Genomic DNA, 22,258 nt, shown 5'->3' with positions numbered 1-22,258 from the left:
GATAAATAATACTTGAATTGGAACTTTGGAAGCTGGATATAGCATGTCCGGCAGTATCTGTTATTTAGGTGGGGCCCTTGTATACCCCGAACAGGATGACTTATGGTTGAGATAAATATTAAGGCTTGGATCTAGTTTGCCCTTAACCTCTTGGCGGTTTATTAGCCTTGGCTAACGTGCGATTCTAGTGAATTGATATAACCCATATATATGTCTCGGTCACGCCTGTCTCCATTTGCATCGACTCCTGCCATAATGTCATTGATTAGATTGAATAGAGTTTCCGATAAGGTCTCTGATGCTTCACTCACAGCTTCAAGTCGGACAGACTGGCTTATATGGGTATAGAAGAAGTCCAATAGCCTTGTATCGTGGAGATTTATCGTTGAGCAAGCCAATTCTATTTGTCGGGCGTATATTTTGTATTCCGTCATGACCATTGCTCTGAACTTGTAGTCTCGAGGAAGGGCTTCCTTAAGGATATTTGCATTTCTATTATTATTGTTCTCCAAATATGCTCTAAAACCCATCATGTCATAGGATGTTGGGGCTTGTTCTTTGTGGGTTATGGTGCTGATAGCCGCGGAACAAAAGTCGGCCATATGAACTCGAAAATAGTGGTATGCATTTTTTAATTGTTCGACTCTTTTTTCTTGTCTTAATTTTTCTTGTCGGTTTGATTGGTATTTTGTAAATTCATTCAATAGTAGCCCAAATGTTGCAATTCCCGTCAGTGTTTCAATGGAGGTTAGTAGGTAACCGAGCTCATTGACAGGGTAAATTTCTCCATAGCCCAAAGTTGTTATTGTTACAATGCTGAAGTAGATACTTTTTGTGAAGTCGAGCTTTTCATTTATACAGGAGTCACATTCACTATATATTGCAGCAAAGATGAAGATTACTGAAAAATAACCGACAAGTATTTTTTTCCATGTCAGAAAAGATAGGAAACGTGTCATGTTCTGTGCTCATTAACTATAAGCGATGTAATTTATGCCTGCGTCATTCCTTTTGGGATAATTATGATCCCGCCAGCAAGTGTAAAAGAGGGCTGCTTGCAATCAGTCAATCTGGATTATGGTGGCTGTTTTGATCTTACGTTTCTATTAGCATAGTAATGTTAGCTAAGTTGTGAATTATTGAGTCGACACTATAAGGTGTATTACTTATGGGGTGGTGGTGTTGAGAGTATCATTTGCATTCATGAGTTGATGTGGAGGGGTAGGTTATATCATCGAGAAACTCGCCCCTCAATTTATCTAGCATCTAAAATGGTCTGTACGCGAGGGGGTATGATTATTGCTCTTCAGCAGAGAGTGCTGATGCGTAATTCTATTACACCTGATAATGGCTTTTCGTTGGCTATTTGTCGACTGGGGTTCGCCCACTTACTTGTTGCTAGTGGAGCTCAGTTAAAATCTAGTGCTTACCCAATCGCTGGCTTTCTTCTTGGGAAAGAGGAACTGGCTCAGCCCGTGCTTGTATAAATTTATCTGTATCACCGGCAATTTATGTTTCTGGCAGTGAACCGCCAATTCCATCACTAGCTCCCAGCAATGGGTTTAGGGTGAGGAATACTTCCTAGAAGTTCTTGTGTTACGGCCCGGTGACGGATGCCTAGTGGAGGAGTTCTGGGGGAGTTGATGGCGGTGGGGCCGGCTCAGGCATAAAGGTAGTGCTGGCGGTGATATATGCATGCGGGTTTTACCGCACTATAACAAAAAAGGGCTTACGCTGTTAAGCATAAGCCCTTCGTTTGTATGGCGCGCTCGGGAGGATTCGAACCTCCGACCGCCTGGTTCGTAGCCAGGTACTCTATCCAGCTGAGCTACGAGCGCGTTACGGATGCGGATACTATAGATGCGGTGGGGGTAAGTCAACCTTAAGAGTAAAAAAATCCTTAAAAAACATTATGTTGGATAAAAGTTAGGCACTTTGAGTGAGTGTTGACTAGTTACAGATTCGCTGCCAGGGCTAGCGGGTTAAGAGGATGAAAAGGCACCACCATCAAGAGCAGACAAGTGGTTTTACAGAGTGAGGTGGCAAGGCCCGCTTGCGGGGCTTTTGGAGGCTCTTGAAAGGAAATGTACCGATCAGTGACAGAGCAGGGGTCAATCTCATCCAACTTATCAGGTTTCGATCTCAACGCCTAAAAGCGCGTCTCCAATGACAGGTCAAATCCGCTTATCCTCAGGGTATCGTTATCAATTGTTTTCCATTGGAGCCTGCAAGCAAAGTTATCAGTGAAAGAATACTTTACTCCAATGCCGTAGACTAAGTCCGTTTCATTTTTGCTTTGGGAGTAGGTTGGGCTTAATGGGCTATCTGGTATCCAGCTGGATCTTGGTATGAACTCGCTGTCGATTTTGGTATGGGAGAGGCCAACAAGAGCATTTACAGTCGTCTTGTTAAGGATTGGATATTGGGCAATAACATGCAGATGATAACTTTCTACTGTAACCGTTTCATCATCGGTGATATAGGCATCGCGATATTCATCAATTTCTCTGTCATAGAAACTAACTAATGCAACAAATTCATCATAGGTGTTACCGAAGTGGTCATACCCGAGTTCAACGGAAAGAAACTGATTGAATTGGTACCCAGCGTGAATGTTGACATTGTTGGCGTGATCGCCAAAGCGTTGAGAGCTTATATAGGGTTCTGGAAGTTTGTTCTGGCCCTTAAAGTCAAAGTATCCATATCCTATTCCGGCGTAGATTGACTTCTCTGCCGCGATAGAAGCATTTGCAAAGGTTAATAGTAATATGGCTAGTCTAGTGTATTTCATTTTGGCCCCATTTATTCCATTAAATGAGCGGTTTTATCTCTTTGATAGGTTGTAAATCGCTAGTTACCGTTGCGCTATATTCGCTTTCAAGTAAAGTTAGGATTTGTTGCCTGATCAACTCAATCTATTTTAGGCTTGGCTCATTAAGCCTCTTTAAACTGCTCAGCGAGCTAGCTATGGAAGTGTAGGGTATTGGCAATAAAATGAAAGCTGGAAGTTTAGGGGTTTAGAATATGAGGCCAGTTTCGTGAGGGTAAAAATAAAGGCAGTTTTTACCCTCGGATATTCATTTTATAGATGTCCTTAGAAATGGGTTTCTATAGACAAATGTATGCCACTGATATCTACGACATCATTATTGATGTTTTTCCATTGCAGTTTGCCGCTGAACCGGTTGGTAAAGTCGTATCTGACGCCGATACCGTAAGTTAGGTCAAAATCATTCTCGCTGGACTTGAAAGGTTTATTGTCTTCATAATTTCCATCAATATCCGCGATGCTCATGTAGGCGGTATAAGTACTATCTATTTTAGTGTAAGAAAGGCCAAGGTAGGCGCTGACAGTGACATTATCTAGCATTGGGTATTCGAAGACAGAATTTATTTGTACGCTGTCAATATCCAAGCTTTCCTTGTCATTAATGATGTTATAGTCAAGTTGAGCTATTACTGCACTATGATGAATATAGGTGTCGGATGCTTTACCAAAATGGCTGTATCCTGCCTCTACAGAGAAGAATTGATTTAGTTGGTAGCCAGCGTAAATATCAAAGGAGCTGGTGGTATCTTTAAAATTATTATTTACATAATAATCTGTAAGTTCTTGTTGCCCATCAAAATCCTGAGTCCCGTATCCAATTCCAGCGTAGAAAGGGGTTTCTTTTGCAAATGCTGAATTGTAGTTGGCTAATAGAGGGATCAATAGAAATATTTTTGAAATTTTCATGTTGGTCTCCTGAGGTGTAAAAGTAACGAAATGCTCAAGCGTCAAAATAGATAACACCTATATTGCTTTTGGCTGAAGAATTCAGTCAAGTTGTTTAATTAGAGTAGGATGGTTTTGAGGCGTGATTGTGCGTTGAAGGGGTGTTTTGTCTGATTTGATTGCCAATCTGTCTTCTTTTGATTTGTCAAAGTATCGGTCTGCACGCCTTTTTTGTCTGAATTTAGTTGTAGTTGTGGCAGGTTTTTTGAAGAGCTTTTTGTAGTTTTTCTAACTTGCCACTGTAGTACATATGGAATTGTGTCATTTTTAAAACCCATCTATAAAGGTAAAATTGTCAGGGTACTTATGTAACCCATCAAAATCGCCTTTGCTAAGGGTTACACCACAGTGGCGTGCAATTGCATAAACCATGCTTATATGGAATAGTAAGTTTGGAATTATATATTGATGGATATATTGTGGCTGTGGGAGATCCACGGTTGTAAAACCTGCTTTATCATTGATTCTTCTACTACTGTCCAGATCGGTTACTTCGGGTAAAGAATCTAAATAATTTAGTGTTTTCTGGATGGTTCTCAGAATACCCTCCTTTGTACTGCCATCCTCTTCAAATGTCACAATTTTTTGGTCAACGAGTGGGCAGTATCCGCGAAGAGAAAAATTGGCTGCAATTTTTGCATTCTCGGCTAAGCTGAACATGTCAGGTGCCAGCTGCTTGTGAAATATTTCCTGTGGAATTTTAGTCGTAATGGAAAGCAGTTGGGAAAGATGATTATGAAGAAGGCTCTTGATAGATATTTGCATTAGGTAACCTGATAACAGCGGAGTGAATTAATTTTTTTGGTGCGCACGTTCCTAGGTATTGCTACATCAGATACTGTGACAAAGTCTCCCAATCAAACCGCCGAGCTTTTCCATCGCTAAATAAAACCTCGATACGCTTGTCCTCCCATCCCAAAACCCTTCCATAGCCAAGTTTTCGATGCCGCAGCCCCTCTCCAGGTTCTGGTTTTCGCATTGGTGCCCGGGGTGCACTGATAGTGGGGTTGTAATCGCAAGCTTCTAAATAGTGGAGCGCTTGGCGTGAAACCGGCACATCAGTGTCGATTTTTTCCGGGCGCTCCTTAAGGGAGTCTGCCATCAATTTACTTAAAGGAAGCTGCATTTCATTAATAAATAATGAAGGCTGCGAAGCCTCGGGATCATTCTTTTTGGAGTCTTCTGCAGGGGCCAACAAGAAGAGTTTTGACTTGGCGCGGGTCATCGCCACGTACATCAAGCGGCGTTCGCTCTCCAGTGACGCGGGTGTGCTGAAGTCCCGTTGGGGCTGATAGGGCATATTGTGCTGGGTGAGGGTGGGGATAATCACTTGTTCCCACTCCAAACCTTTAGCCTGGTGCATAGTCGTTATCTGTATAGCATCCGCTTCGGTTTGTTCGCCCTCCCGGTGTTGGCGTTGAAGTTCTTGTAGATGTGCCAGGGCTTCAGCGGGTGGCTGCTTCAGTGTGTCCAGGTATTTGCAGAAAGCGAGGATGGTTTGTTGCCTCTCCTCCCCTTGTTGGCGGGTGAAGGCGTCGTCAGCGATTCCGCTGAGAAGTTCCAGTTCACCGATATGGCGACGCAGTAGCTCTCCGGCGTGACCGCGCCAGCTCTCGATCTGGGTAAGCAGGTCTGCCCGTTGGCGCAAGCGTTTGGTCTGGGGCTTACTCAGGTTTTCAGGTAGCAGGGCAATCAGCTTCTTGCCCCAGCCTTTGTCCAGCGCTGCCAGAGAGGAACAGATGGGCTCCAGGACTTTGCGCGGAATACGCACATGGGGAGAGGTCAGCCATTCGTAAAGTCCCTGCTGGCGCCGCTTGGGAGGAAGTTCGGCGAATCGACCGGAGGCAATATTTAAACTCCAAAATAAGGGGCGGAGCTCCCGGCGCGAAAGGACGGTGTTGCGGCTTGCTGAACGGTAGGGAATATTATTGGCCAGCAGTGCCAGTTCAATAGGAGCGGCGATAGACCACAGTCGCACCAGTACGGCGACCTCCCTGAGTGACTGACCGTGCTTTTGGCATCGGCGCAGGTACTCTACAAGCCAGCGCCCCTCCTTATCGGTTTTTACCAGCTCGATTTCTGTTTGCTGATCTTCATTGGCTGAAACACAGAATATATCGGCGCGATCGCGATTGTTCTCAATAAAGTGGTTGGCGGCCAGGGATAGCTGGTGGCCGTAACGGAAAGTGCGGCTCAGGTGATAAATATTCGAGGGGGGGAAATCCCCATCGAAAAATGTGAGCAGGAAATCCGGTTTGGAGCCTCGCCATTCGTAAATTGTTTGGTCTGGGTCGCCAATCGCGATGACGTTGCCAGATTTTCCGTAGAGAACTCGCAATAAAAAGTGTTGTATCTCATTGATGTCCTGGTATTCGTCCACCAGGATATCTTCGTAATAGCTGCCGTACTGCTCGGCCATTTCCTCATCCATGCTGAGCAGCATGGCTGGGTCATAAATCAGATCGGCGTAGGTAACCGCATTTTGGCTGCGGCGCCAAGCTTCAAAAGTGCGAAACACCTGCAGAAAATACATGTATTCATCACCGAGCTTCAGTTCCTGAAATGCGCTGAGATCTCCCGACAGAATCGTTTTGGTGTAGTCGATAAAAAATTCAGCGGCCTCAATCTCAGATTGCTTCCGTGCTCTAATCTCTTCGAGTTCGTGAGTGGGCGCGCACTCTTCAATGGCCTTCCAGATTTGTAATTGGATTGTGGATTGGGGCAGGGGGGATAGGTTGGCAGCAGCGATATGATCATTGGCGATCATGCGTTGGTATAAACGATATCCAACACTGTGAAAGGTATGTACCGCTGGTGTCGAGCCTTCAGTCAGCTGCCGTAAGCGGCGGTCGAAGTCCTCCCGAGCACTGCGGTTGTACATTAATACCAGCAGTCGTTCGGGGGCGATACCTGCATCAAGGCGGTTCTTTATGTAGTGCAACAGAGCAGTGGTTTTGCCAGAGCCGGCAACGGCAATGATCTTGGCGTGACCACCGGCATGATCTGCAATTGCCTGCTGTTCAGAGGTAAGGTTATTTCCGCCCATCGCGCTCTTTGCTCAAATACTGGATATTTTGCCAGTGTTTGATGCTGTCTTACAAGTCGCGCAACCTTATTCGGATGGTTTGTCGCTATCGGAGATTTGATGGTGGCGCAGAGCAAGCTCTGCGATGTAGGGGGAGAGGAACACGCGGCCGCTCAATTCCTGCAGTAACTTGGAGTGGCCCAGGCGATCCAGTACAGCCCCCTTTACCTCAGCCAGATGCAGCTGGATATTTCGATTCTGTAAATCCCGGTTTACTTGTAACAGACGCTCTATCGCTGTGCTGTCGATCCGGTTAACAGACGATAAGATCAGCACCATATGGCGGGTATTGCGATGTCGCTTTATCTCTACAAAAAGTCGCTCCTCAATCGCATTGATGTTGCTAAAAAACAGGTTCTCATCAATACGCAGGAACAAAATCTCAGAGTCGGTTTTCACCGTATGGCGAAGTACATTGCGGAATTGCTCAGTACCCGGTACACGCCCCACAACAGCGATATGTGGCCGGCTGGCTCGCCAGATCAATGTGGCGAATGAGAGCCCGACGCCCAGGGCAATCCCGGTTTCCACGCCAAAAAACACTACCCCGAGAAATGTGCCGGCCATAGCCAGTCCATCGGTGCGGTCGTAGCGCCAGTGGTGGGCCATACCCTGGAAGTTGATCAGGTTTGCGGCTGCAACAATGATGGTGGCAGCTAGCACGCAGATTGGCAGTTCGGTAAAGACTTTGGTGGCATACAGGAGTAGCAGGGCTATTAGCACTGCGGCTATCACGCCACTGAGAGGGGTTTTTGCTCCACTCTCATCGTTAACGGCCGTCCGTGCAAAGCTGCCGGTCACCGCAAACCCTCCTGAAAATGCGCTGAGTAGGTTGGAGGCGCCCAGCCCCCGCAGTTCCGCATTAGTGTTGAGCTTCTCGCCGCGCCGCTGGGCGATAGAGTGGGCAATAGATAAGCTTTCGACAAAGCCGAGCAGGGCAATAATCAGGGCGGGCAAAAGCAGTTTGTAAATCAGCCCCGGGTTAATAGAGGGGATACTTAAGTGCGGTAGGCCAGCGGGAATAACTCCCACAACGGGTAATTCTTTCTCCCAGTGAAAAATAGTGGTAAGCACAATGGCAATCACCACGATAAGCATGGGCGCCAACCGCGAAAGCAATTTGGATCGTGCTGGGCCGACCCCGATTTTCCTGAACAGGAAGGGCAAACCTAGACGGGCGGCAATTAAGCTGGCCAGTGCAATGAGCCCTAGCAGAGCTGCTTCCCGATCGGTTTCGGGCAGGTGGTTAAAGGTGCTGATCAATATCTCGAGAACCGTATCGCCATTGCTTGATATTCCCAGCAAGGGGGCAAACTGCCCGGCAATAATCAGCAGCGCGGCGCCGGAGACAAAACCGTCAACAACCGGAAGGCTCAAGAGGTTAGCGAGGCTACCGAGGCCAAGAAACCCCATTAATAGCAGGATTACTCCACTCAAGAGTGCTAATAATATGGCGCCGGAAATGTACTCGGGACTGCCCGGTGAGGCTATGGGGGTGAGAGCTGAAGCGGTCATTAGGGCGAGCACGGCCACCGGGCCGACGGACAGCACTGAGCTGGAGCCAAACAGTGCGTATCCTATTAATGGGAGTAGCCCAGCGTAGAGCCCTAGATATGGGGGTAGGCCGGCAAGTGCGGCATAGGCGAGGGCCTGTGGGATCAGCATCATGCTGGCCAGGAGGGCGGCAACACTATCTCCCACCAGCCACTTGGGCTGGTAGCGTCGAAGCCATGGAGGGATTAGGTGGAGTAGCCGCATCCTTACACTTGTTTCCGCTCTCTTCCTGCCGCAATTGTGTGAACTGCTCAAACAAGATAGACGGCGGCTGCCTCACCGTTGTGCTTGGGCGCAAGTTACTCCACTGCGGCAGTACGCTTGATCCCGAAGAGTTGGAATATCCCCATACCCGTGAGCATGGCGAGTACAAAAATTACCGCTTTAAGTTGTCCCGCCCCGGTAGCGACAATCGCCGGTCCGGGGCAAAACCCCGCCAGTCCCCAGCCGGCGCCAAATAGAAGGCTGCCCAATACCAATCGGCGATCAACCTGGTTACTTGCCGGCAGGTGAAGCGGTTGCTTCCAGATAGACTGTCCCCGCCGTCTGATGAAATGGAATAGTGGCAGGCCCACGGCGATAGCGCCAAACATCACCAGTCCCAGAGAGGGGTCCCAGGCGCCGGCTAAATCGAGGAAGCCCAGAACTTTCTCCGGGTTGGCCATACCGGAGAGCAATAACCCCAGGCCGAAAGTGAGCCCGGCCAAAAGTGCACTGATATTGGTTTTCATCATCATTGCCCCAGCTGGCTGATCAGGAGGTGTCGCATTAGAAACACGGTTGCGAAGCCCCCAGCCATAAATGTCAGGGTGGCGGTTAGCGAGCGAGTGGAGAGTCGGGACAAGCCGCAAACACCATGGCCACTGGTACAACCGGAAGCCATCCGCGTGCCCAGGCCCACCAGTAATCCCGCTGCAATTAAGGTGGGATAACCTGCCTGGATATCAATGTCGGGCACTGTTGCAAAGATTTTCCAGGCAAGAGGGCTTATCAATAGCCCCCCGATAAAGGCCAGGCGCCACAGGGAACCCTGGATTTGGTCAAGCAGTCCGCCAATGATGCCGGAGATACCTGCGATACGACCGTTGAAGGCGAGTAAAGCGGCACTGGCGAGGCCAATCAGTAGCCCCCCGGCGAGTGCAGTGCCCGGGGTGAAAGCGGTCCAATCGATGGTCATGGGATTACTCCGCACAGTAGAGCTGGTAAAGGGTTTGCAGCAGGGCGAGTACTCGCGGGTCTGCAACCCGGTAGAAGACGTTTTTTCCTTCGCGGCGTGTTTCGACCAGGCCTTCGCGACGGAGGACCCCCAGTTGTTGGGACAGGCTTGGCTGATGAATACCCAGGCGCTCTTCCAATTCGCCTACATTTAACTCTTCCTGGCTGAGCTGACATAGAAGTAGCAAGCGGTCCTGATTGGCCAGGGAGCGCAGCATCGCTGCCGCTTGGCCAGCGGAATCGCGCATTTTGTTGAGATCGAGATGTTCAGTATCAGGCATAGGAACTAAATCAATTTACACAATTACAATATATTGTTTTATATAATATCACATTGTATATTGTTGGTGTAGTGAATACGGGAGAGCAGAAGATGGCTCATGAAGAACACTGTGCCCGGGTACAGCCGTTCCTGGATCGGGATACAGAAACCTGGAGCTATGTGGTGTACGACAGGGAAGGGGGTTCCGCCGCTATTGTGGACTCTGTGCTGAATTTTGATTCAGCCTCGGGTCGCACCAGTAGCCGAGGTGCTGAGGAGCTGGTGTCATTTATTCAAGAGAAAGACCTGACTCTGGAGTGGATACTGGAGACTCATGCCCATGCTGACCACTTATCAGCGGCACCGTTTTTACGCCAGCAATTGGGTGGGCGTATCGGGATCGGTGAACACATTTGCCAGGTGCAGAAAATCTTCCGCGATGTATTTAACCTTGAGCGGGAATTCCTGGCAGATGGCAGTCAGTTTGATCATCTCTTTAAGGATGGTGAAACTTTCCAGGTCGGTAAGCTGACAGCGAAAGTGATTTACAGTCCCGGCCACACCCCCGCAGATATGGCCTGGCTAATCGGCGATGCGCTTTTTGTTGGCGATACCTTATTTATGCCGGATGTTGGCAGTGCGCGATGTGACTTCCCCGGCGGCGATGCGTCAGAGCTGTATCGCTCAGTGCGTAAGATCTTGTCCCTCCCCGACCAAACCCGCATGTTTATGTGTCACGACTACCCGCCTAAAGGTAAGCGGGGCTATCAGTGTGAGACCAGCGTGGGAGAGCAACGCAGGGAGAATATTCATTTGCGCGATGGGGTTGCCGAGGAAGATTTTGTCGCGGTGCGCCGCAAGCGTGATGCCACTTTATCTGTGCCGCGGCTGATAGTACCGTCTGTGCAGGTGAATATTCGTGCGGGGCAAATGCCCCCGGCAGAATCGAATGGTACAGTTTATTTGAAAGTGCCGCTTAATCAGCTTTAGACGAAATTATTGATCGATATATTTATTCAGTTGAATGCATAGAACTGAGGTGACAATGAATATTAAACAATTAGATGAACAGGTGAGCGTTTCTGAGCATATAGCCTGTGAAAGTATGGTGCCATTGGCTCAGAGTGGGGTGCAAGTTGTAGTATGCAATTGCCCGGAAGGTGAGAGTGAGACTCACCCTTCCTATGTGGAAATGGAGCAGGCCGCATTAGCGGTGGGCATTAAATTTGTGGCTATACCTTTTACTCGCGGACGTATGATGCGAAATCACTGCGAGGCATTTCGTGATGTTTTGCAGGAAGGAGACAAAGTGCACGCGTTTTGCCGGACGGGAAATCGTTCCAGCCAGGTATGGGCCGGTGCCAAGATCCTGATGGGGGCAGATAAAAAGCAGCTCAATTCCCAGGCCCAGGCCGCAGGATTTGATATTGGCGCTGTGCTGATATCGATTGAACCCTAGCTCTAAAGTGCAGCACTTTCGGTGCTGCAATTCAAACCCTTCTTCTAAGGCGATAGAACTCAGGCCGTAAGGCCAGAGCGGAAAACAGATCATGGCGATGCAGCATCTCACCAGATGGTTTCCCATTCTGGCTACTATTCACTCCTATAATCGGCAGCTGCTAACCCAGGACCTACTGGCGGCCTCAATTGTTACCGTGCTCCTTATTCCCCAGTCCCTAGCTTACGCTTTGCTTGCCGGATTGCCACCTGAGGTGGGCCTCTATGCGAGTATTGTTCCGCTGCTAGTCTATGGCCTGTTCGGTAGTAGTCGAACCCTATCCGTAGGACCTGTAGCGGTAATCTCCTTAATGAGCGCCGCTGCTCTTGGAAAGGTAACAGCGAGCGGTGAGGTAGATTACCTCACTGCAGCAGCGATATTGGCGCTCTTGTCCGGGGGAATTCTCACTGTATTAGGTATATTAAAGTTAGGTTTTCTCGCTAACTTTTTATCACACCCAGTAATCTCCGGCTTTATAACTGCTTCTGCATTATTAATTGCACTTAATCAGATTACCCAATTGCTGGGGCTATCGGTCCATGGAGATACAATATTAGAGCTGTTGCCTGGCTTGTTTGAAAACTTGGGTGGCTATAATCAGTTGACCTTGTTAGTCGGTTTGGGGGTGGTGCTATTTCTATACCTATCTAGAGCTTGTGCGGCAAAACTATTGCAAAGATTAGGAATCACAGCTGATACCGCTAATCTTCTGTCTAAGTCAGCCCCCGCAGTAGCAGTGCTGATAACCGTGTACTTCTCATATACTTTTAACCTTGAAGCATGGGGAGTAGCCCTTGTTGGCAGTGTTCCTTCGGGGCTGCCTCAATTTAGCTTGCCAAAGCTGTCGGTTTCCCTATTTGAGTCACTTGCGTTACCTGCGCTAATGATTGCTATCATCGGCTATGTAGAATCGATATCCGTGGCAAAGACTTTAGCCGCAAAACGTAGACAAAGAATTGATTCCAACCAAGAACTGGTGGCTTTAGGGTTGGCGAATGTTGGGGCAGGTTTTTCTGGTGGATTTCCGGTAAGTGGTGGCTTCTCACGCTCAGTTGTAAATGCTGACGCGGGAGCACAAACACAGTTTGCCAGCCTATTTGCCGCAATAGGCATTGGATTCACGGCTCTTTTTCTAACGTCACCACTATATTTTCTTCCGAAAGCTACTCTCGCTGCCACTATTATTGTTGCAGTACTTTCACTGGTAGATTTTTCTATCTTGCGCAAAACTTGGCAATTTTCCAAGGCGGATTTTCTTGCTGTAGCGGTGACAATCTTCGTTACTCTATTATTTGGCGTTGAGTCGGGCGTGCTCTGTGGAGTGGGTGCATCGCTATTATTATTCGTTTGGCGCGCATCAAAGCCTCATATTGCAGAGGTAGGATTAATCGAAGGCACTGAGCATTTCCGCAATATAGATCGACACCCAGTTAAAACTGCTTCTGAGATTCTTACTTTTAGAGTAGATGGCCGTCTGATGTTCTCTAATATAAGTACATTGGAAGAGCGTATTTATAGCCGTCTAGGAGGCAATTCCCAGGTCAGGCATGTGATCCTGATGTGTAGTGCCGTTAATGAAATTGATTGGAGTGCCTTGGAAGTACTGGAAAGTATAAACAGTATCTTACTTAATAGAGATGTTCGACTTCATCTTTCTGAAGTTAAAGGTCCGGTGATGGATCGTTTGGAGAAAAGTAGCTTTTTACAAAAGCTCTCTGGCGAAGTATTTTTAAGTCAGTACCAGGCATTTGTAAATATACAGGTAGGGCAAGGAGGTAACACATAGATACCTGGAAACCTTCTAGGTTTCCCCATGTTGATTTAAGAGTCACCTGTCAAGACTTATCACTTGAATTTTTAATGCTCTCACTTTTTAAATGGTCGACAATTAGATCGATTTGGACCTGATTGTCTTTGATTAGTTGGTCCGAATAGTCCTTTAACTTTGGGAGTTTCTTGTGCTCAAATATGCCGATAAAAGGCTCTCGAATTTCGATATTTAGATAGTCGTATTCTATCCTCCCTTCTTCAGATAAAGACTTTGCAATTTCCAGTGTGTGGAGCTGGTGTGTATCCATTGAGCGCTGCATATTTGTTAGCGCATCTCGAAACCAGTTTATTTGTCCCCAGTTTTTCAGGGTATCGTAGTTTGTTGTTGAGCTAAGGAGTCGAGGGCTACCAGCACCTAATACCAGGATGTAGTAATTTTTATCGGGAAATTCGTTGATAACATCTCGAAGAATCATACTGGCCGGGTTGTTCATAGCTATAGCTGCATCTGCAAAGACACATTGGGATTCGTTTTCCGACTCTGCAAATTCAGGCTCACAATGCTGGATACCTTCATCTTCTGAATAGTTGAATACGACAGGCGGAAAAGCCGTTTCAGCACTTACCGCGGCTGTCATTAATTGATAAAGCCGATCGGTGGGGAGATAATTGACCGTCTCACCTTTGTTCTTAAAAAGGTGTATCTGTCCGTCCTTTAAGTTTAAAGAAGGGATGATTACGTAGTTCTCAAGTTCAGTAAAGTTAAGGTCTTTAGTATAATGTTTTTCCATTACCTCATGTAATCGGCTGCCAAAGTAAGAGGGTGAAAACAGACCGCCTGCGGTTAGGAACTTGTGATACCAAGGGGGAGAGAAAAGGTAATTTACTTCGTTCTCATAGATATCAACCAGATAGTCGAGATGGGAAAGCTTTTGCCCGTTTCTGGTGGGAATAGCTTCATCAGGAATATTGAGGCCTGTTGCGATAATTGCTCCAGTGGAAACCCCTGAAAAAACGTCGAACACCTGATCAAGGGGCTTCCCCAATTTGTCTTCAATATACTGCAATACATGTAGAGGAATTAAGCCTCTGACTCCTCCGCCTGCTACGACGAGGATATTAATCGTGTCTTTTTGCTGGAGATAATCGGTATTGTGAGTAAGATCATAGGTGACCGACTCTCGGGGGAATGTGGTTGTTTGCGTGAAAAAATTGTTATAAACGTAGGCGAAAAAAGCATAACCAACAGCTATATACACAAGTGTAATAATAGTCTTTTTGAAAGAGGCGTTGAACTTACTTGCCATGTTGTACCCAGAAACCATCTATTCCTCATGGGTTTTGCCTTTTTAAAGACAAACTCCCAAGGCTATAATAACTTTTATTTTGTATCTTCAAAGACTGAATGGTGATAAATCAAAATCTATAAGCAATATGGTAAGGAACTTACGCGTAGCTTAAGTAGAAAGTGTAATTATTCTAGTTGGTGGTGACTTGTCTCGAAATCCGACGCTGGTAAGCTCCGCCTTTCTATTGATATAGCATATGCAATGATATCTAGTGGAAGTAATGCAGCTAGATTATGTATCTTGGTTTTTGAAATTAATGTGTTTGGATTGTAACAACTAATTCATACGGTCTTGAAGTAAATGAAACAGCATGGTAATGGAGCTATTGTCCAGATATCAAGTGTTTTGGGGGAATTCGTATTACCTTCTCTTGGCTCATATAATGCTAGCAAGCACGCAATAGAGGGAATCGGAGAAAACTACCGCGTGGAGCTGGCTCAATTTGGCATTCAGTCTCTGATTGTTCAGCCTGGTTAGCATTCATTTAGAGCAACTGTTGATGGCACAGGCTTAAATCCAACTATTGAGAGAATTAACAAAGCTACAGAAGAGGCGATGCAAGAAATTTATTCAGCTTATGGGATGAGCAATATGTTTCAGCTTAAGTAGATTTGCCAATATAAATAGTTGCTTGGCACCTCAAAAATAGGTTGATTTTTAGCGGGTTTGTGAGGTGCTTAGTTGTATGAGAGTTTAGCTTTTTTGATGGTTATTTTCAGGGTTTCCCTTTCAAGGCTGTTTACTTAAAGTAATTTATCGAATGGAATACTATTCTGAAATAAGGCTATTTAATATACGCATATATTCATTAACAAATAAATCGATACTATGTCTGCTAATCAATGGTTCACAATACCCAAAGACAAAAACAGCATTGCGGTAGGTGGTGTAGGTTACTGCCATGATTGGGTTTATACCATTGGTTAGGGTGATCATAGGCTTTTGGATCTCAAAATACTGCATTTCATCAGCTAGTAAGCGCATACTGCCCACATTGGAAACAATAATACCTGCTGGAAATGACTTCTGTTGGGCTGTTATCTCTGAAGCCATTTGAGTGATATCATCCATCTTATAGTCAGAACTTAGGTTTTTTGTCATAGGGCTCTGCTTGAGGAGAACTGAAAGAATCTGCTGTTGAAGTTGTTTAGCAACTTCGATAACCTCAGCGGACTCAATGTTTTCAGGTAATTTTAAACTGGTAGTTTCTGAAAACGCTCCAATGTGCCCTATGGGGATATTGGGAGAGCATAACCCCCTAGCATCCATGGCCAAAATTACTTCAGTTAGATGCTTGTAGATAGGTATGGCTCGAGCTGCTATGGATGCAATAGCACAATAAATGGCAGTTATTTTAATGCCATTATCCTTGCCCCATTGGGCGAGTTTGTGGATCTTCTCTGGGGGCATCAGGTATGAAACGGCACAAGATATACGTTCTGTAGGAGGGGCCTGCTTCTCTACTGGCCAGCTAAAATCTCCGGTATTCTTGTGCTCGACCTCTTTTTCTCCAAAGTATCCAGCTGACTCTAGCTGGCTCGCAATACTCTCTTGTAGAGGTAGTGACTTGGCCTGTTCAAGTGTTTCGTTAGATTGCAGGAATTTGTCTAAGTCTGAAAATATAGTCATTACTGATCTGCCATCAAATGCTGCATGTATATTGATGACAGAAATCCACTCTACGAGACCTTCTTTATTGAGGTAGAGCTTTATGCTGTATACATATTTTTCACTGTCCAGGCAGTTTATGCCGTGAACTCTAAACTCATCCTCTAAATTGAGAGTACCGCCAACTTGGCATATATTTAATGGAATATCATTGAAGTCAACGTCGCAAATCCAGCGAAGTTTTTCCCCTCTTTGGATACGAGCGCGTAGAAGAGGGTGGCGTTTGTGTAGGTACTCTAATCCTGTGCGTAAAGTGTCAACACTTAACGATTTGCAGACTCTAATGAAAGAAACAAATTGTAAGCCACCATAGGAGAGTCTTGTCATCTCTATAAATAAGGCCTCTTGTGGGCCAAGTTCTCGAGATGGAGTTTCTAAACTCATAAAAGACACCGATCAAAATATCGACGATCTTGATTATTTGGGGTCAGAGCAGCATGAATGCCGCATTCGGGAATGTATCCTGACTTGCTGTCAAGGATAGTATTACTCCGCAATTGACTACTTCAGTGCACCAAGCTGCTTTAGGAATCCATATTTATCCCAAGTGACCCAAGCTTCGACTATTTTGCCGTCCTGAATCTTGGAGAATTCCACGGCATCCCAGGTGATTGTTTTTTTGGTTGGAGATTCCCCCATAAACGAGCCGACATGATTAGCGCTGACTGTAACATGGGTTGCGACTAAATCTCCTTCAGCTACTTGCTTGGTACTGACCGCCTTGATGTCTTTGAAAGCCTTGTGAAACTTAGCCACCTCTTCTTCAAATTGTTTGAGGTTACGCTTTTGTGGGCCTGCGCTATCCGTTGTCGCAGAATCCAGGTTATTTATATAGTTAGGAGATAAAATTGTCTTGGGATCTATCTTATTGCCGCTTAGCCATAACCCCACAGCTTGCATTGCGAGTTTTTTATTCTCTTCTAAGTTATTTGGCTGTGCCGCCACCAAATTGGTGATACTGAATAAAAGGGCTGTTAAAACCAAACAGGAAGCTCGTTTGAACATTTGATAGATTCCTTTCTACATAAATTAGGGTGTGTTTCAGGACGTCTTGTAAACGACATTAAAAATGAGTAAAGAATTGTGTCATCTCCTATTATGGACGCATATTTCATAAGGTGAATCGATATTCAGGTAGCTTGGCAAGCTGTCCATCTTTAGACTTTACTGGATTAAAAGTATGCCGCTAAAATTGATGTTTCAGATTAGCAGCAGAGTATTTATACGAGGTGAGTAATAGAGATGCTGCTGCCAGCATGGTACCTGGCAGCAGGTTATACGGCCGACCTACAAACTTAGCATTTCCCGTAAGCGAGTAGCGGGGCGTCTTGCAGCCTCTATTTCTTTTCCATCGGTCATTGTTATTAGTAGCCCACTATTGATCCATGGTTGAATATCCTGAATAAAATTCAAGTTTATGATTTGCTGGCGGTTGGCGCGAAAGAAAACCTCAGGATTTAAACGCTGTTCAATTTTAGATAATGATTTATAAATAAACGGCTTGTTGTTATCAAAGAATACTTGGGCATGATTTCCACAGTTTTCAAAATAACGGATATTTCCTATTTCTATTAGCCAGCAGCGCTCTCCGTCCTTGATAAAGATCTTGTTGTTGGTGTCTAGGTAGTTCGATAAGTGATTATCATCCTGTAAAGGAGAATCACTTAGTGTTTTGTTAAGCGCTCGCTTTAATTTTTCCGGGTTGATTGGTTTGAGGAGGTAGTCTAATGCGTTGACTTCGAATGCTTGTATGGCGTATTCGTCATAAGCCGTTGTGAAAATAACCTGGGGTGCAGTTTCAAGCTGTTCTAGTATATCGAAGCCTGTCCCATCTGGTAGATTAATGTCTAAAAAAAGTAAGTCTGGTTGTTCTTTTAAAATCAGAGAAACTGCCTGCTCACAATCTTTTGCCTCTGCAACTAAGTTAATATTTTTGTGAGGCTTTAACAGCTCTCTCAATTCATTGCGAGCGAGTCTGGAATCTTCAATAATAATGGCTTTCACTTATTATACCGCCAACTGTAGAGATGAAGTAGGAATATGGCATTGGGCAATAACTTGCTGCCCCTGTTGCTTTATCTGGAAGGATGTGTTGTTACCATATTGAAGAGTCAATCGTTTTTTTATATTAGCTAGCCCCAATCCGGTATTTTCATTTTTCTTTTTGCTGGGCTTTGTTTCTAGAGGTGCGTTTAGTTCTAAGGTCCCTGGGTTAGCTACCGTGATGACTAGGTGTTCCTCTTCATGGGATACTCTGATGGTTACTTCACCGCCATGCTTGGACTTTTCAATTCCGTGGCGTATCGCATTTTCTGTAAGCAGTTGGATAATAAGAGGAGGGATTCGTTCTCCCATCAATTCTGGATCAGTTATCAAGTTGAAAGTCAAACGATCTTCATATTGTATTTTGAGGAGGTCGATATATTGACAAACAATTTCCAGCTCATCTCTGAGTGGCACGGTTTTCTGTTTATGCGCCATCAATGTATATCTCAGTAGATCAGAGAGGTTTGTCAGCATCGTTCTTGATTTAGTAGCATCCTCGAGAATTAAGGCCCGGATATTGTTTAGTCCATTGAAAAGGAAATGTGGGTTAAGCTGCCCCATAAGTGCTGCCATTTTAACCTCATTGAGCTGTAGGTTAAGTTGAATGGCTTCCTGTTCAGCTTTGAGTAAACGGTCTTGATTAACTGCTGTAACATAAATCAGGGTCCAGCTTACTAATAAAATAGTCATGATAAGCCAGTTGCCAAGTACGTTGTGCCAAATTGATTCGGGAATGGCATACCCCATTAAATTATAATATGAGAATAGAAAAATAACTGAAATATAGGCACAGGTAAATGCAAGTGAGATTGAGGATAGAAAAAAGTAGGGCCACTGTTGCCTCCAGTTTTTATCTAAGAGGTCAAAGCGATAAATCATTTCTCTGATGATTAGTGTTAAAGCTCCGCAGGTTAATATCAGGGTGAGTGCATGTATGGCGAGTTGCTCAAAATTTTCATCGGTAAGTAATCCGCGAGAAATGGAGTTCACTAGGGCGAATATTAGCCAGCCGCCAAAATGATACGCTAAGAATTTTGTCGTAGGTGCGGGGGACTTCAGTAACTTCATAAATTAATACATGTTAATAAAATGGCCCCTTGTTCTGGGGCCACAGAGTTTAGTTAAAATCAGAATCTCTCGTTCAGCCAGGTTGACATCATCTCGAGGGCAATAGGGGAAAAGGTTTCCTCTATTTCCGCATACTCGGCATAGCTGCCGGTTTCGGCTGTTTGAAAGAGATGATTCATTTTATCGAGTTCAATAATTTCATAATCCTTATGATTGGATTTACTCAACACCTTTTCTATATTGCCTAAGTTCATTTCCGCATCAACTTGAAAATCCAGTGAGCCGTTAAGAGCCAAAATAGGACATTTTGTACCCTCTAAATAGGGCTCAGGGTTGAAGTTCAATGCATAACGAAACCAAGGGGTGGAATACTGTTTCTTAAGTACCTCAACTTGAGCTTCCAGTTTGCCTCCTTCCAAGCCTTCGAGTTTAACACTCTTATGAAGAGCTTGATGTAAGCCATCACTGATAGTTCCCCCTATGGGAAGACGAGCAAATTGTTCAAAAATAATTTTATCAAGCTTGCGTAACTCTTGTAGGTTTTTCTCAGTCACACCGCTGTGCTTTCTATCCCTGTGCCACTGGTCGAAAAAGAGCTGTTGCATTTTAACCCCTGGGCCGCCGAGAAGAATTGTAAACGCAATATCATCACGATTGCTGGCTACCATGGGGGCAATCATCCCCCCCTCGCTGTGCCCAATCAAGCCCGTTTTACCCTTGGGGAGATCGTTACGACTGTTCAGATAATCCACAATTGCACTGGTATCATTGGCAAAATCTTCGGTAGTTGCCGTGGAGAAACTCCCGGTAGAGTCACCAATTCCTCGTTCATCATAACGCAATACGGCGTACCCTTGCCGGGTTAAATAGTCGGCAATTACCGCAAATGCTTTATGGCCGAATGCGGTTTCATCCCGGTCTTGCGGCCCCGAACCACTAATCAGGATCGCAGTAGCTTTTATCCTTGAGTTTGGTTTGGTCAATGTTCCAGAGATTATATTATTTGTGATTGTACTTTTAAAACTTACCTCTTCAACAGTATAGGGATAGGGGCCTGTTGGTATTTGTGGACGGTTATCCGGTTTAGCAGTATTTATCTTTCTGAAGTTAAGAGTCTGTGACTTCCCTTGAGTAAATGATCCGAACATAAGCTCAACTACTGGGTTGTACGCCCCCTCGTAGCTGATTTGTAAGTCTTCAATTTCGAAGGATATGTTGTTGCCGCTAATGTCCAAGGATGACATCTCTATGCCATAGGCATTTTGTGAAGGGCTATCCAGTACGCCCGTCCATTTATCGTTATCCTGATCAAAATGGAGGACAATCGGAAGTACCTTGTCACTCTCTGTTTGGATAGTGGCCTTCCATTCTCCATCAATGCCACCAGCACTTGCTGTAGTAGAAAACAGGCCGGCGGCTAAGAAAAGCGACTTTAACTTTGCGTTTGTCTTTGAAAATCTAGTTTGAATATATCGCACAACTATTCTCTCTGTGTTCACCTGCTGAATGCTTGCCATCTTAGAGGAATCTTTTTCTTCTGGATTAAAATTAGGATAAGTGGCGAATAGGGCTGCTGAACGGCGAGGAAGTCTTGGCTATCCTTTGTCTAGTTATGCGTGGGGTAAAGGTATGTTGCGTCATCAGATAGAGGCGACTTATCCTGATAGATGGGACGGAGAGACTAACTAACGGTGCGGATTGTACCTATGACGAACACGAAGTCGCCTATATAAGTTGGTAAAGAACTTGGGTTATTGCTAGGTATGTGGATGTAAGGGAAGAGTTGTTTCGGAAATAACTCTTTGGAAGATGGTCTTTCGGTGCCAATGAGTCCATGGGTGCTGCCCATTTATGGGCAGCACTGCGAGATGAAGCGTTTACTGTAGAATCACACCTACGTTTGCGTTTCCGGTTTGATTGGCAAAAGCAGATTGCGCATCGCCAATTTGCGTTGTTGTTTGGGCGTTACCCACACCATTTTGGTAAGTTTGAGCGGAAGAACCAATACCTGTTGCCGTAATATTGGCAAAGTTGGAAGTTCCGAGCTGCTCGGTCAGTGCGTAGTGATCTGAACCCGTCTGGTTATGAATGGCCACATTGTTGTCGCCAATTTGCCAGAGGTTGCTCTCGTGATCATCGTTGGTTTGAATCACATTTAGGGTGTTGGTAGTACCGTCCTGATATGAGTAGGAGTAGTGGGAGTCCCCATTGACTTGATTGTGGGTCGCCAGGTTGGAGTCGCCGAGCTGATCTACATAGACTTCACTGTTTGACGTCAGTGTTTGGGTAACAAATGCGGTTTGGTTTACCCCAGCTTGAGTCACCACAATAACATCATCGGTACTATTGGTTTGAGTTAAGGTTGCACTGTGGCCATCCCCATCTTGGGTAATGGACATGGTGCTACCGTCAACAAATGACTGGAGAGTGAAGACGTACTGATTGTTGTCACCCTGATTGATCTCGATATAGGCGCCTACAGAGTTATCCTGATAGGACTCGGCGGTATTCATATCGCCAGTTTGGTTATGAATGATCGTGCCACCATCACTGTTAGCGGATTGCTCCGCATAGCTGGTGTTGTTATCACCGATCTGAGTTTGATCGATGGTATTGTTTGTGGCGGTTGGATCACTTTGATCAGCTGTTGCAGTGTTCCCAAGACCTTCTTGGTAAACCGTTGCAGTATTGGTGTCGGCGATAGCGCCCTGGCTAATGATTGCCAGGGCAATACTGGCGGCTAGAGGTGCAATATTCTTCATCATAAACTCCTTTAGTGATGAGACTGTACGACCAATGTCGTTTTCCATTGCATTTTCAAGGTTGAGGTCGTATCAATCACCGTTCACTAGCCTGATCATCGGAATTTGGCCGACAATCTGGCACGTACTCCTTGTGAATGGGGTTGATACAAGTATGAGTTTGATAGATGGCCTAGATAGATGCTATGAGAGGTAAGTGCTGATTT

At 45.5% G+C, this 22,258-nt stretch carries 21 protein-coding genes and 1 tRNA gene; 5 read left to right on the top strand and 17 right to left on the bottom strand.

Features of this window, described 5'->3' with window-relative positions:
• Positions 1-161: 161 nt before the first annotated feature.
• Complete coding sequence (locus ACJJIN_RS09465) at positions 162-959, bottom strand: potassium channel family protein (protein WP_444897851.1); 798 nt, start codon at positions 957-959, stop codon at positions 162-164.
• A 333-nt stretch (positions 960-1,292) separates the two neighbouring features.
• On the opposite strand from ACJJIN_RS09465, the gene ACJJIN_RS09460 reads away from it, so the two are divergent.
• Positions 1,293-1,487 carry a hypothetical protein gene (locus ACJJIN_RS09460; RefSeq protein WP_444897850.1) on the top strand — a complete coding sequence of 65 codons (195 nt, stop codon included), beginning with the start codon at positions 1,293-1,295 and terminating at the stop codon, positions 1,485-1,487.
• A gap of 274 nt (positions 1,488-1,761) precedes the next feature.
• On the opposite strand, the gene ACJJIN_RS09455 is transcribed toward ACJJIN_RS09460, so the two are convergent.
• The 9 genes from ACJJIN_RS09455 to ACJJIN_RS09415 form a co-directional block, all read right to left on the bottom strand.
• Positions 1,762-1,838, bottom strand: a tRNA-Arg gene (locus ACJJIN_RS09455).
• Between the two features lie 311 nt (positions 1,839-2,149).
• Positions 2,150-2,791: an outer membrane beta-barrel protein gene (locus tag ACJJIN_RS09450; RefSeq protein WP_444897849.1), complete on the bottom strand. Its 642-nt coding sequence runs from the start codon at positions 2,789-2,791 to the stop codon at positions 2,150-2,152.
• Positions 2,792-3,094: 303 nt separating this feature from the next.
• Positions 3,095-3,736, bottom strand: coding sequence for an outer membrane beta-barrel protein (locus tag ACJJIN_RS09445; RefSeq protein WP_444897848.1), 642 nt, complete (start codon positions 3,734-3,736; stop codon positions 3,095-3,097).
• A gap of 306 nt (positions 3,737-4,042) precedes the next feature.
• On the bottom strand, positions 4,043-4,540 hold the full coding sequence (locus ACJJIN_RS09440) for a DUF1993 family protein (RefSeq protein WP_444897847.1): 498 nt from the start codon (positions 4,538-4,540) through the stop codon (positions 4,043-4,045).
• A 61-nt stretch (positions 4,541-4,601) separates the two neighbouring features.
• Positions 4,602-6,821, bottom strand: a complete 2,220-nt coding sequence (locus ACJJIN_RS09435) for an ATP-dependent helicase (RefSeq protein WP_444897846.1) — start codon at positions 6,819-6,821, stop codon at positions 4,602-4,604.
• A gap of 66 nt (positions 6,822-6,887) precedes the next feature.
• Positions 6,888-8,618, bottom strand: a complete 1,731-nt coding sequence (locus ACJJIN_RS09430; protein WP_444897845.1) for a SulP family inorganic anion transporter — start codon at positions 8,616-8,618, stop codon at positions 6,888-6,890.
• A 95-nt stretch (positions 8,619-8,713) separates the two neighbouring features.
• The gene (locus tag ACJJIN_RS09425; protein WP_444897844.1) at positions 8,714-9,151 is read right to left on the bottom strand and encodes a DUF6691 family protein; all 438 of its coding nucleotides are present in this window, start codon (positions 9,149-9,151) and stop codon (positions 8,714-8,716) included.
• Positions 9,148-9,591, bottom strand: a complete 444-nt coding sequence (locus tag ACJJIN_RS09420; RefSeq protein WP_444897843.1) for a YeeE/YedE family protein — start codon at positions 9,589-9,591, stop codon at positions 9,148-9,150. Before ACJJIN_RS09420 ends, ACJJIN_RS09425 begins: the two co-directional genes overlap by 4 nt.
• A 4-nt stretch (positions 9,592-9,595) precedes the next feature.
• Positions 9,596-9,910 (bottom strand): ArsR/SmtB family transcription factor, encoded by a 315-nt coding sequence (locus tag ACJJIN_RS09415; protein ID WP_282932131.1) that lies wholly within the window; start codon positions 9,908-9,910, stop codon positions 9,596-9,598.
• Positions 9,911-10,002: 92 nt separating this feature from the next.
• Between ACJJIN_RS09415 and ACJJIN_RS09410 the strand changes: the two genes are divergently transcribed.
• The 3 genes from ACJJIN_RS09410 (at position 10,003) to ACJJIN_RS09400 (ending at position 13,175) form a co-directional block, all read left to right on the top strand.
• Complete coding sequence (locus ACJJIN_RS09410) at positions 10,003-10,881, top strand: MBL fold metallo-hydrolase (RefSeq protein ID WP_444897842.1); 879 nt, start codon at positions 10,003-10,005, stop codon at positions 10,879-10,881.
• A 55-nt stretch (positions 10,882-10,936) separates the two neighbouring features.
• Positions 10,937-11,350, top strand: coding sequence for a protein tyrosine phosphatase family protein (locus ACJJIN_RS09405; RefSeq protein ID WP_282932133.1), 414 nt, complete (start codon positions 10,937-10,939; stop codon positions 11,348-11,350).
• Between the two features lie 91 nt (positions 11,351-11,441).
• A complete protein-coding gene (locus ACJJIN_RS09400) occupies positions 11,442-13,175 on the top strand; it encodes a SulP family inorganic anion transporter (RefSeq protein ID WP_444897841.1) in 1,734 nt (577 codons plus the stop codon).
• A gap of 49 nt (positions 13,176-13,224) precedes the next feature.
• Here the strand turns inward: ACJJIN_RS09400 and ACJJIN_RS09395 are convergent, their stop codons facing one another.
• A complete protein-coding gene (locus ACJJIN_RS09395) occupies positions 13,225-14,466 on the bottom strand; it encodes a patatin-like phospholipase family protein (protein WP_444897840.1) in 1,242 nt (413 codons plus the stop codon).
• 342 nt (positions 14,467-14,808) lie between these two features.
• Between ACJJIN_RS09395 and ACJJIN_RS09390 the strand changes: the two genes are divergently transcribed.
• On the top strand, positions 14,809-14,985 hold the full coding sequence (locus ACJJIN_RS09390; protein ID WP_444897839.1) for an SDR family NAD(P)-dependent oxidoreductase: 177 nt from the start codon (positions 14,809-14,811) through the stop codon (positions 14,983-14,985).
• Positions 14,986-15,276: 291 nt separating this feature from the next.
• Here ACJJIN_RS09390 and ACJJIN_RS09385 read toward each other — a convergent pair whose 3' ends face one another.
• The 6 genes from ACJJIN_RS09385 to ACJJIN_RS09360 all read right to left on the bottom strand — a co-directional run bounded on the left by ACJJIN_RS09385 (position 15,277) and on the right by ACJJIN_RS09360 (position 22,055).
• The gene (locus ACJJIN_RS09385; protein WP_444897838.1) at positions 15,277-16,560 is read right to left on the bottom strand and encodes a condensation domain-containing protein; all 1,284 of its coding nucleotides are present in this window, start codon (positions 16,558-16,560) and stop codon (positions 15,277-15,279) included.
• A 117-nt stretch (positions 16,561-16,677) separates the two neighbouring features.
• Complete coding sequence (locus ACJJIN_RS09380) at positions 16,678-17,181, bottom strand: ester cyclase (RefSeq protein ID WP_444897837.1); 504 nt, start codon at positions 17,179-17,181, stop codon at positions 16,678-16,680.
• Between the two features lie 282 nt (positions 17,182-17,463).
• A complete protein-coding gene (locus ACJJIN_RS09375) occupies positions 17,464-18,180 on the bottom strand; it encodes a LytR/AlgR family response regulator transcription factor (RefSeq protein ID WP_444897836.1) in 717 nt (238 codons plus the stop codon).
• Between the two features lie 3 nt (positions 18,181-18,183).
• Positions 18,184-19,290, bottom strand: a complete 1,107-nt coding sequence (locus ACJJIN_RS09370) for a sensor histidine kinase (protein ID WP_444897835.1) — start codon at positions 19,288-19,290, stop codon at positions 18,184-18,186.
• A gap of 59 nt (positions 19,291-19,349) precedes the next feature.
• Positions 19,350-20,807, bottom strand: a complete 1,458-nt coding sequence (locus tag ACJJIN_RS09365) for an alpha/beta hydrolase family protein (protein ID WP_444897834.1) — start codon at positions 20,805-20,807, stop codon at positions 19,350-19,352.
• Between the two features lie 360 nt (positions 20,808-21,167).
• On the bottom strand, positions 21,168-22,055 hold the full coding sequence (locus ACJJIN_RS09360; RefSeq protein ID WP_444897833.1) for a hypothetical protein: 888 nt from the start codon (positions 22,053-22,055) through the stop codon (positions 21,168-21,170).
• Positions 22,056-22,258: the final 203 nt, after the last annotated feature.

This window comes from Microbulbifer maximicatervae (SeqCode) (assembly GCF_052467505.1).
Note: the sequence above shows the minus strand (reverse complement) of the source record. Positions and strands in the feature narration are given on the sequence as shown.

Excerpts from the sequence above, each read along its gene's own strand:
- ACJJIN_RS09465 (WP_444897851.1), bottom strand. The coding sequence starts at position 959 with ATGACACGTTTCCTATCTTTTCTGACATGGAAAAAAATACTTGTCGGT.
- ACJJIN_RS09460 (WP_444897850.1), top strand. The coding sequence starts at position 1,293 with ATGATTATTGCTCTTCAGCAGAGAGTGCTGATGCGTAATTCTATTACA.
- ACJJIN_RS09450 (WP_444897849.1), bottom strand. The coding sequence starts at position 2,791 with ATGAAATACACTAGACTAGCCATATTACTATTAACCTTTGCAAATGCT.
- ACJJIN_RS09445 (WP_444897848.1), bottom strand. The coding sequence starts at position 3,736 with ATGAAAATTTCAAAAATATTTCTATTGATCCCTCTATTAGCCAACTAC.
- ACJJIN_RS09440 (WP_444897847.1), bottom strand. The coding sequence starts at position 4,540 with ATGCAAATATCTATCAAGAGCCTTCTTCATAATCATCTTTCCCAACTG.
- ACJJIN_RS09435 (WP_444897846.1), bottom strand. The coding sequence starts at position 6,821 with ATGGGCGGAAATAACCTTACCTCTGAACAGCAGGCAATTGCAGATCAT.
- ACJJIN_RS09430 (WP_444897845.1), bottom strand. The coding sequence starts at position 8,618 with ATGCGGCTACTCCACCTAATCCCTCCATGGCTTCGACGCTACCAGCCC.
- ACJJIN_RS09425 (WP_444897844.1), bottom strand. The coding sequence starts at position 9,151 with ATGATGATGAAAACCAATATCAGTGCACTTTTGGCCGGGCTCACTTTC.
- ACJJIN_RS09420 (WP_444897843.1), bottom strand. The coding sequence starts at position 9,591 with ATGACCATCGATTGGACCGCTTTCACCCCGGGCACTGCACTCGCCGGG.
- ACJJIN_RS09415 (WP_282932131.1), bottom strand. The coding sequence starts at position 9,910 with ATGCCTGATACTGAACATCTCGATCTCAACAAAATGCGCGATTCCGCT.
- ACJJIN_RS09410 (WP_444897842.1), top strand. The coding sequence starts at position 10,003 with ATGGCTCATGAAGAACACTGTGCCCGGGTACAGCCGTTCCTGGATCGG.
- ACJJIN_RS09405 (WP_282932133.1), top strand. The coding sequence starts at position 10,937 with ATGAATATTAAACAATTAGATGAACAGGTGAGCGTTTCTGAGCATATA.
- ACJJIN_RS09400 (WP_444897841.1), top strand. The coding sequence starts at position 11,442 with ATGGCGATGCAGCATCTCACCAGATGGTTTCCCATTCTGGCTACTATT.
- ACJJIN_RS09395 (WP_444897840.1), bottom strand. The coding sequence starts at position 14,466 with ATGGCAAGTAAGTTCAACGCCTCTTTCAAAAAGACTATTATTACACTT.
- ACJJIN_RS09390 (WP_444897839.1), top strand. The coding sequence starts at position 14,809 with ATGAAACAGCATGGTAATGGAGCTATTGTCCAGATATCAAGTGTTTTG.
- ACJJIN_RS09385 (WP_444897838.1), bottom strand. The coding sequence starts at position 16,560 with ATGAGTTTAGAAACTCCATCTCGAGAACTTGGCCCACAAGAGGCCTTA.
- ACJJIN_RS09380 (WP_444897837.1), bottom strand. The coding sequence starts at position 17,181 with ATGTTCAAACGAGCTTCCTGTTTGGTTTTAACAGCCCTTTTATTCAGT.
- ACJJIN_RS09370 (WP_444897835.1), bottom strand. The coding sequence starts at position 19,290 with ATGAAGTTACTGAAGTCCCCCGCACCTACGACAAAATTCTTAGCGTAT.
- ACJJIN_RS09365 (WP_444897834.1), bottom strand. The coding sequence starts at position 20,807 with ATGGCAAGCATTCAGCAGGTGAACACAGAGAGAATAGTTGTGCGATAT.
- ACJJIN_RS09360 (WP_444897833.1), bottom strand. The coding sequence starts at position 22,055 with ATGATGAAGAATATTGCACCTCTAGCCGCCAGTATTGCCCTGGCAATC.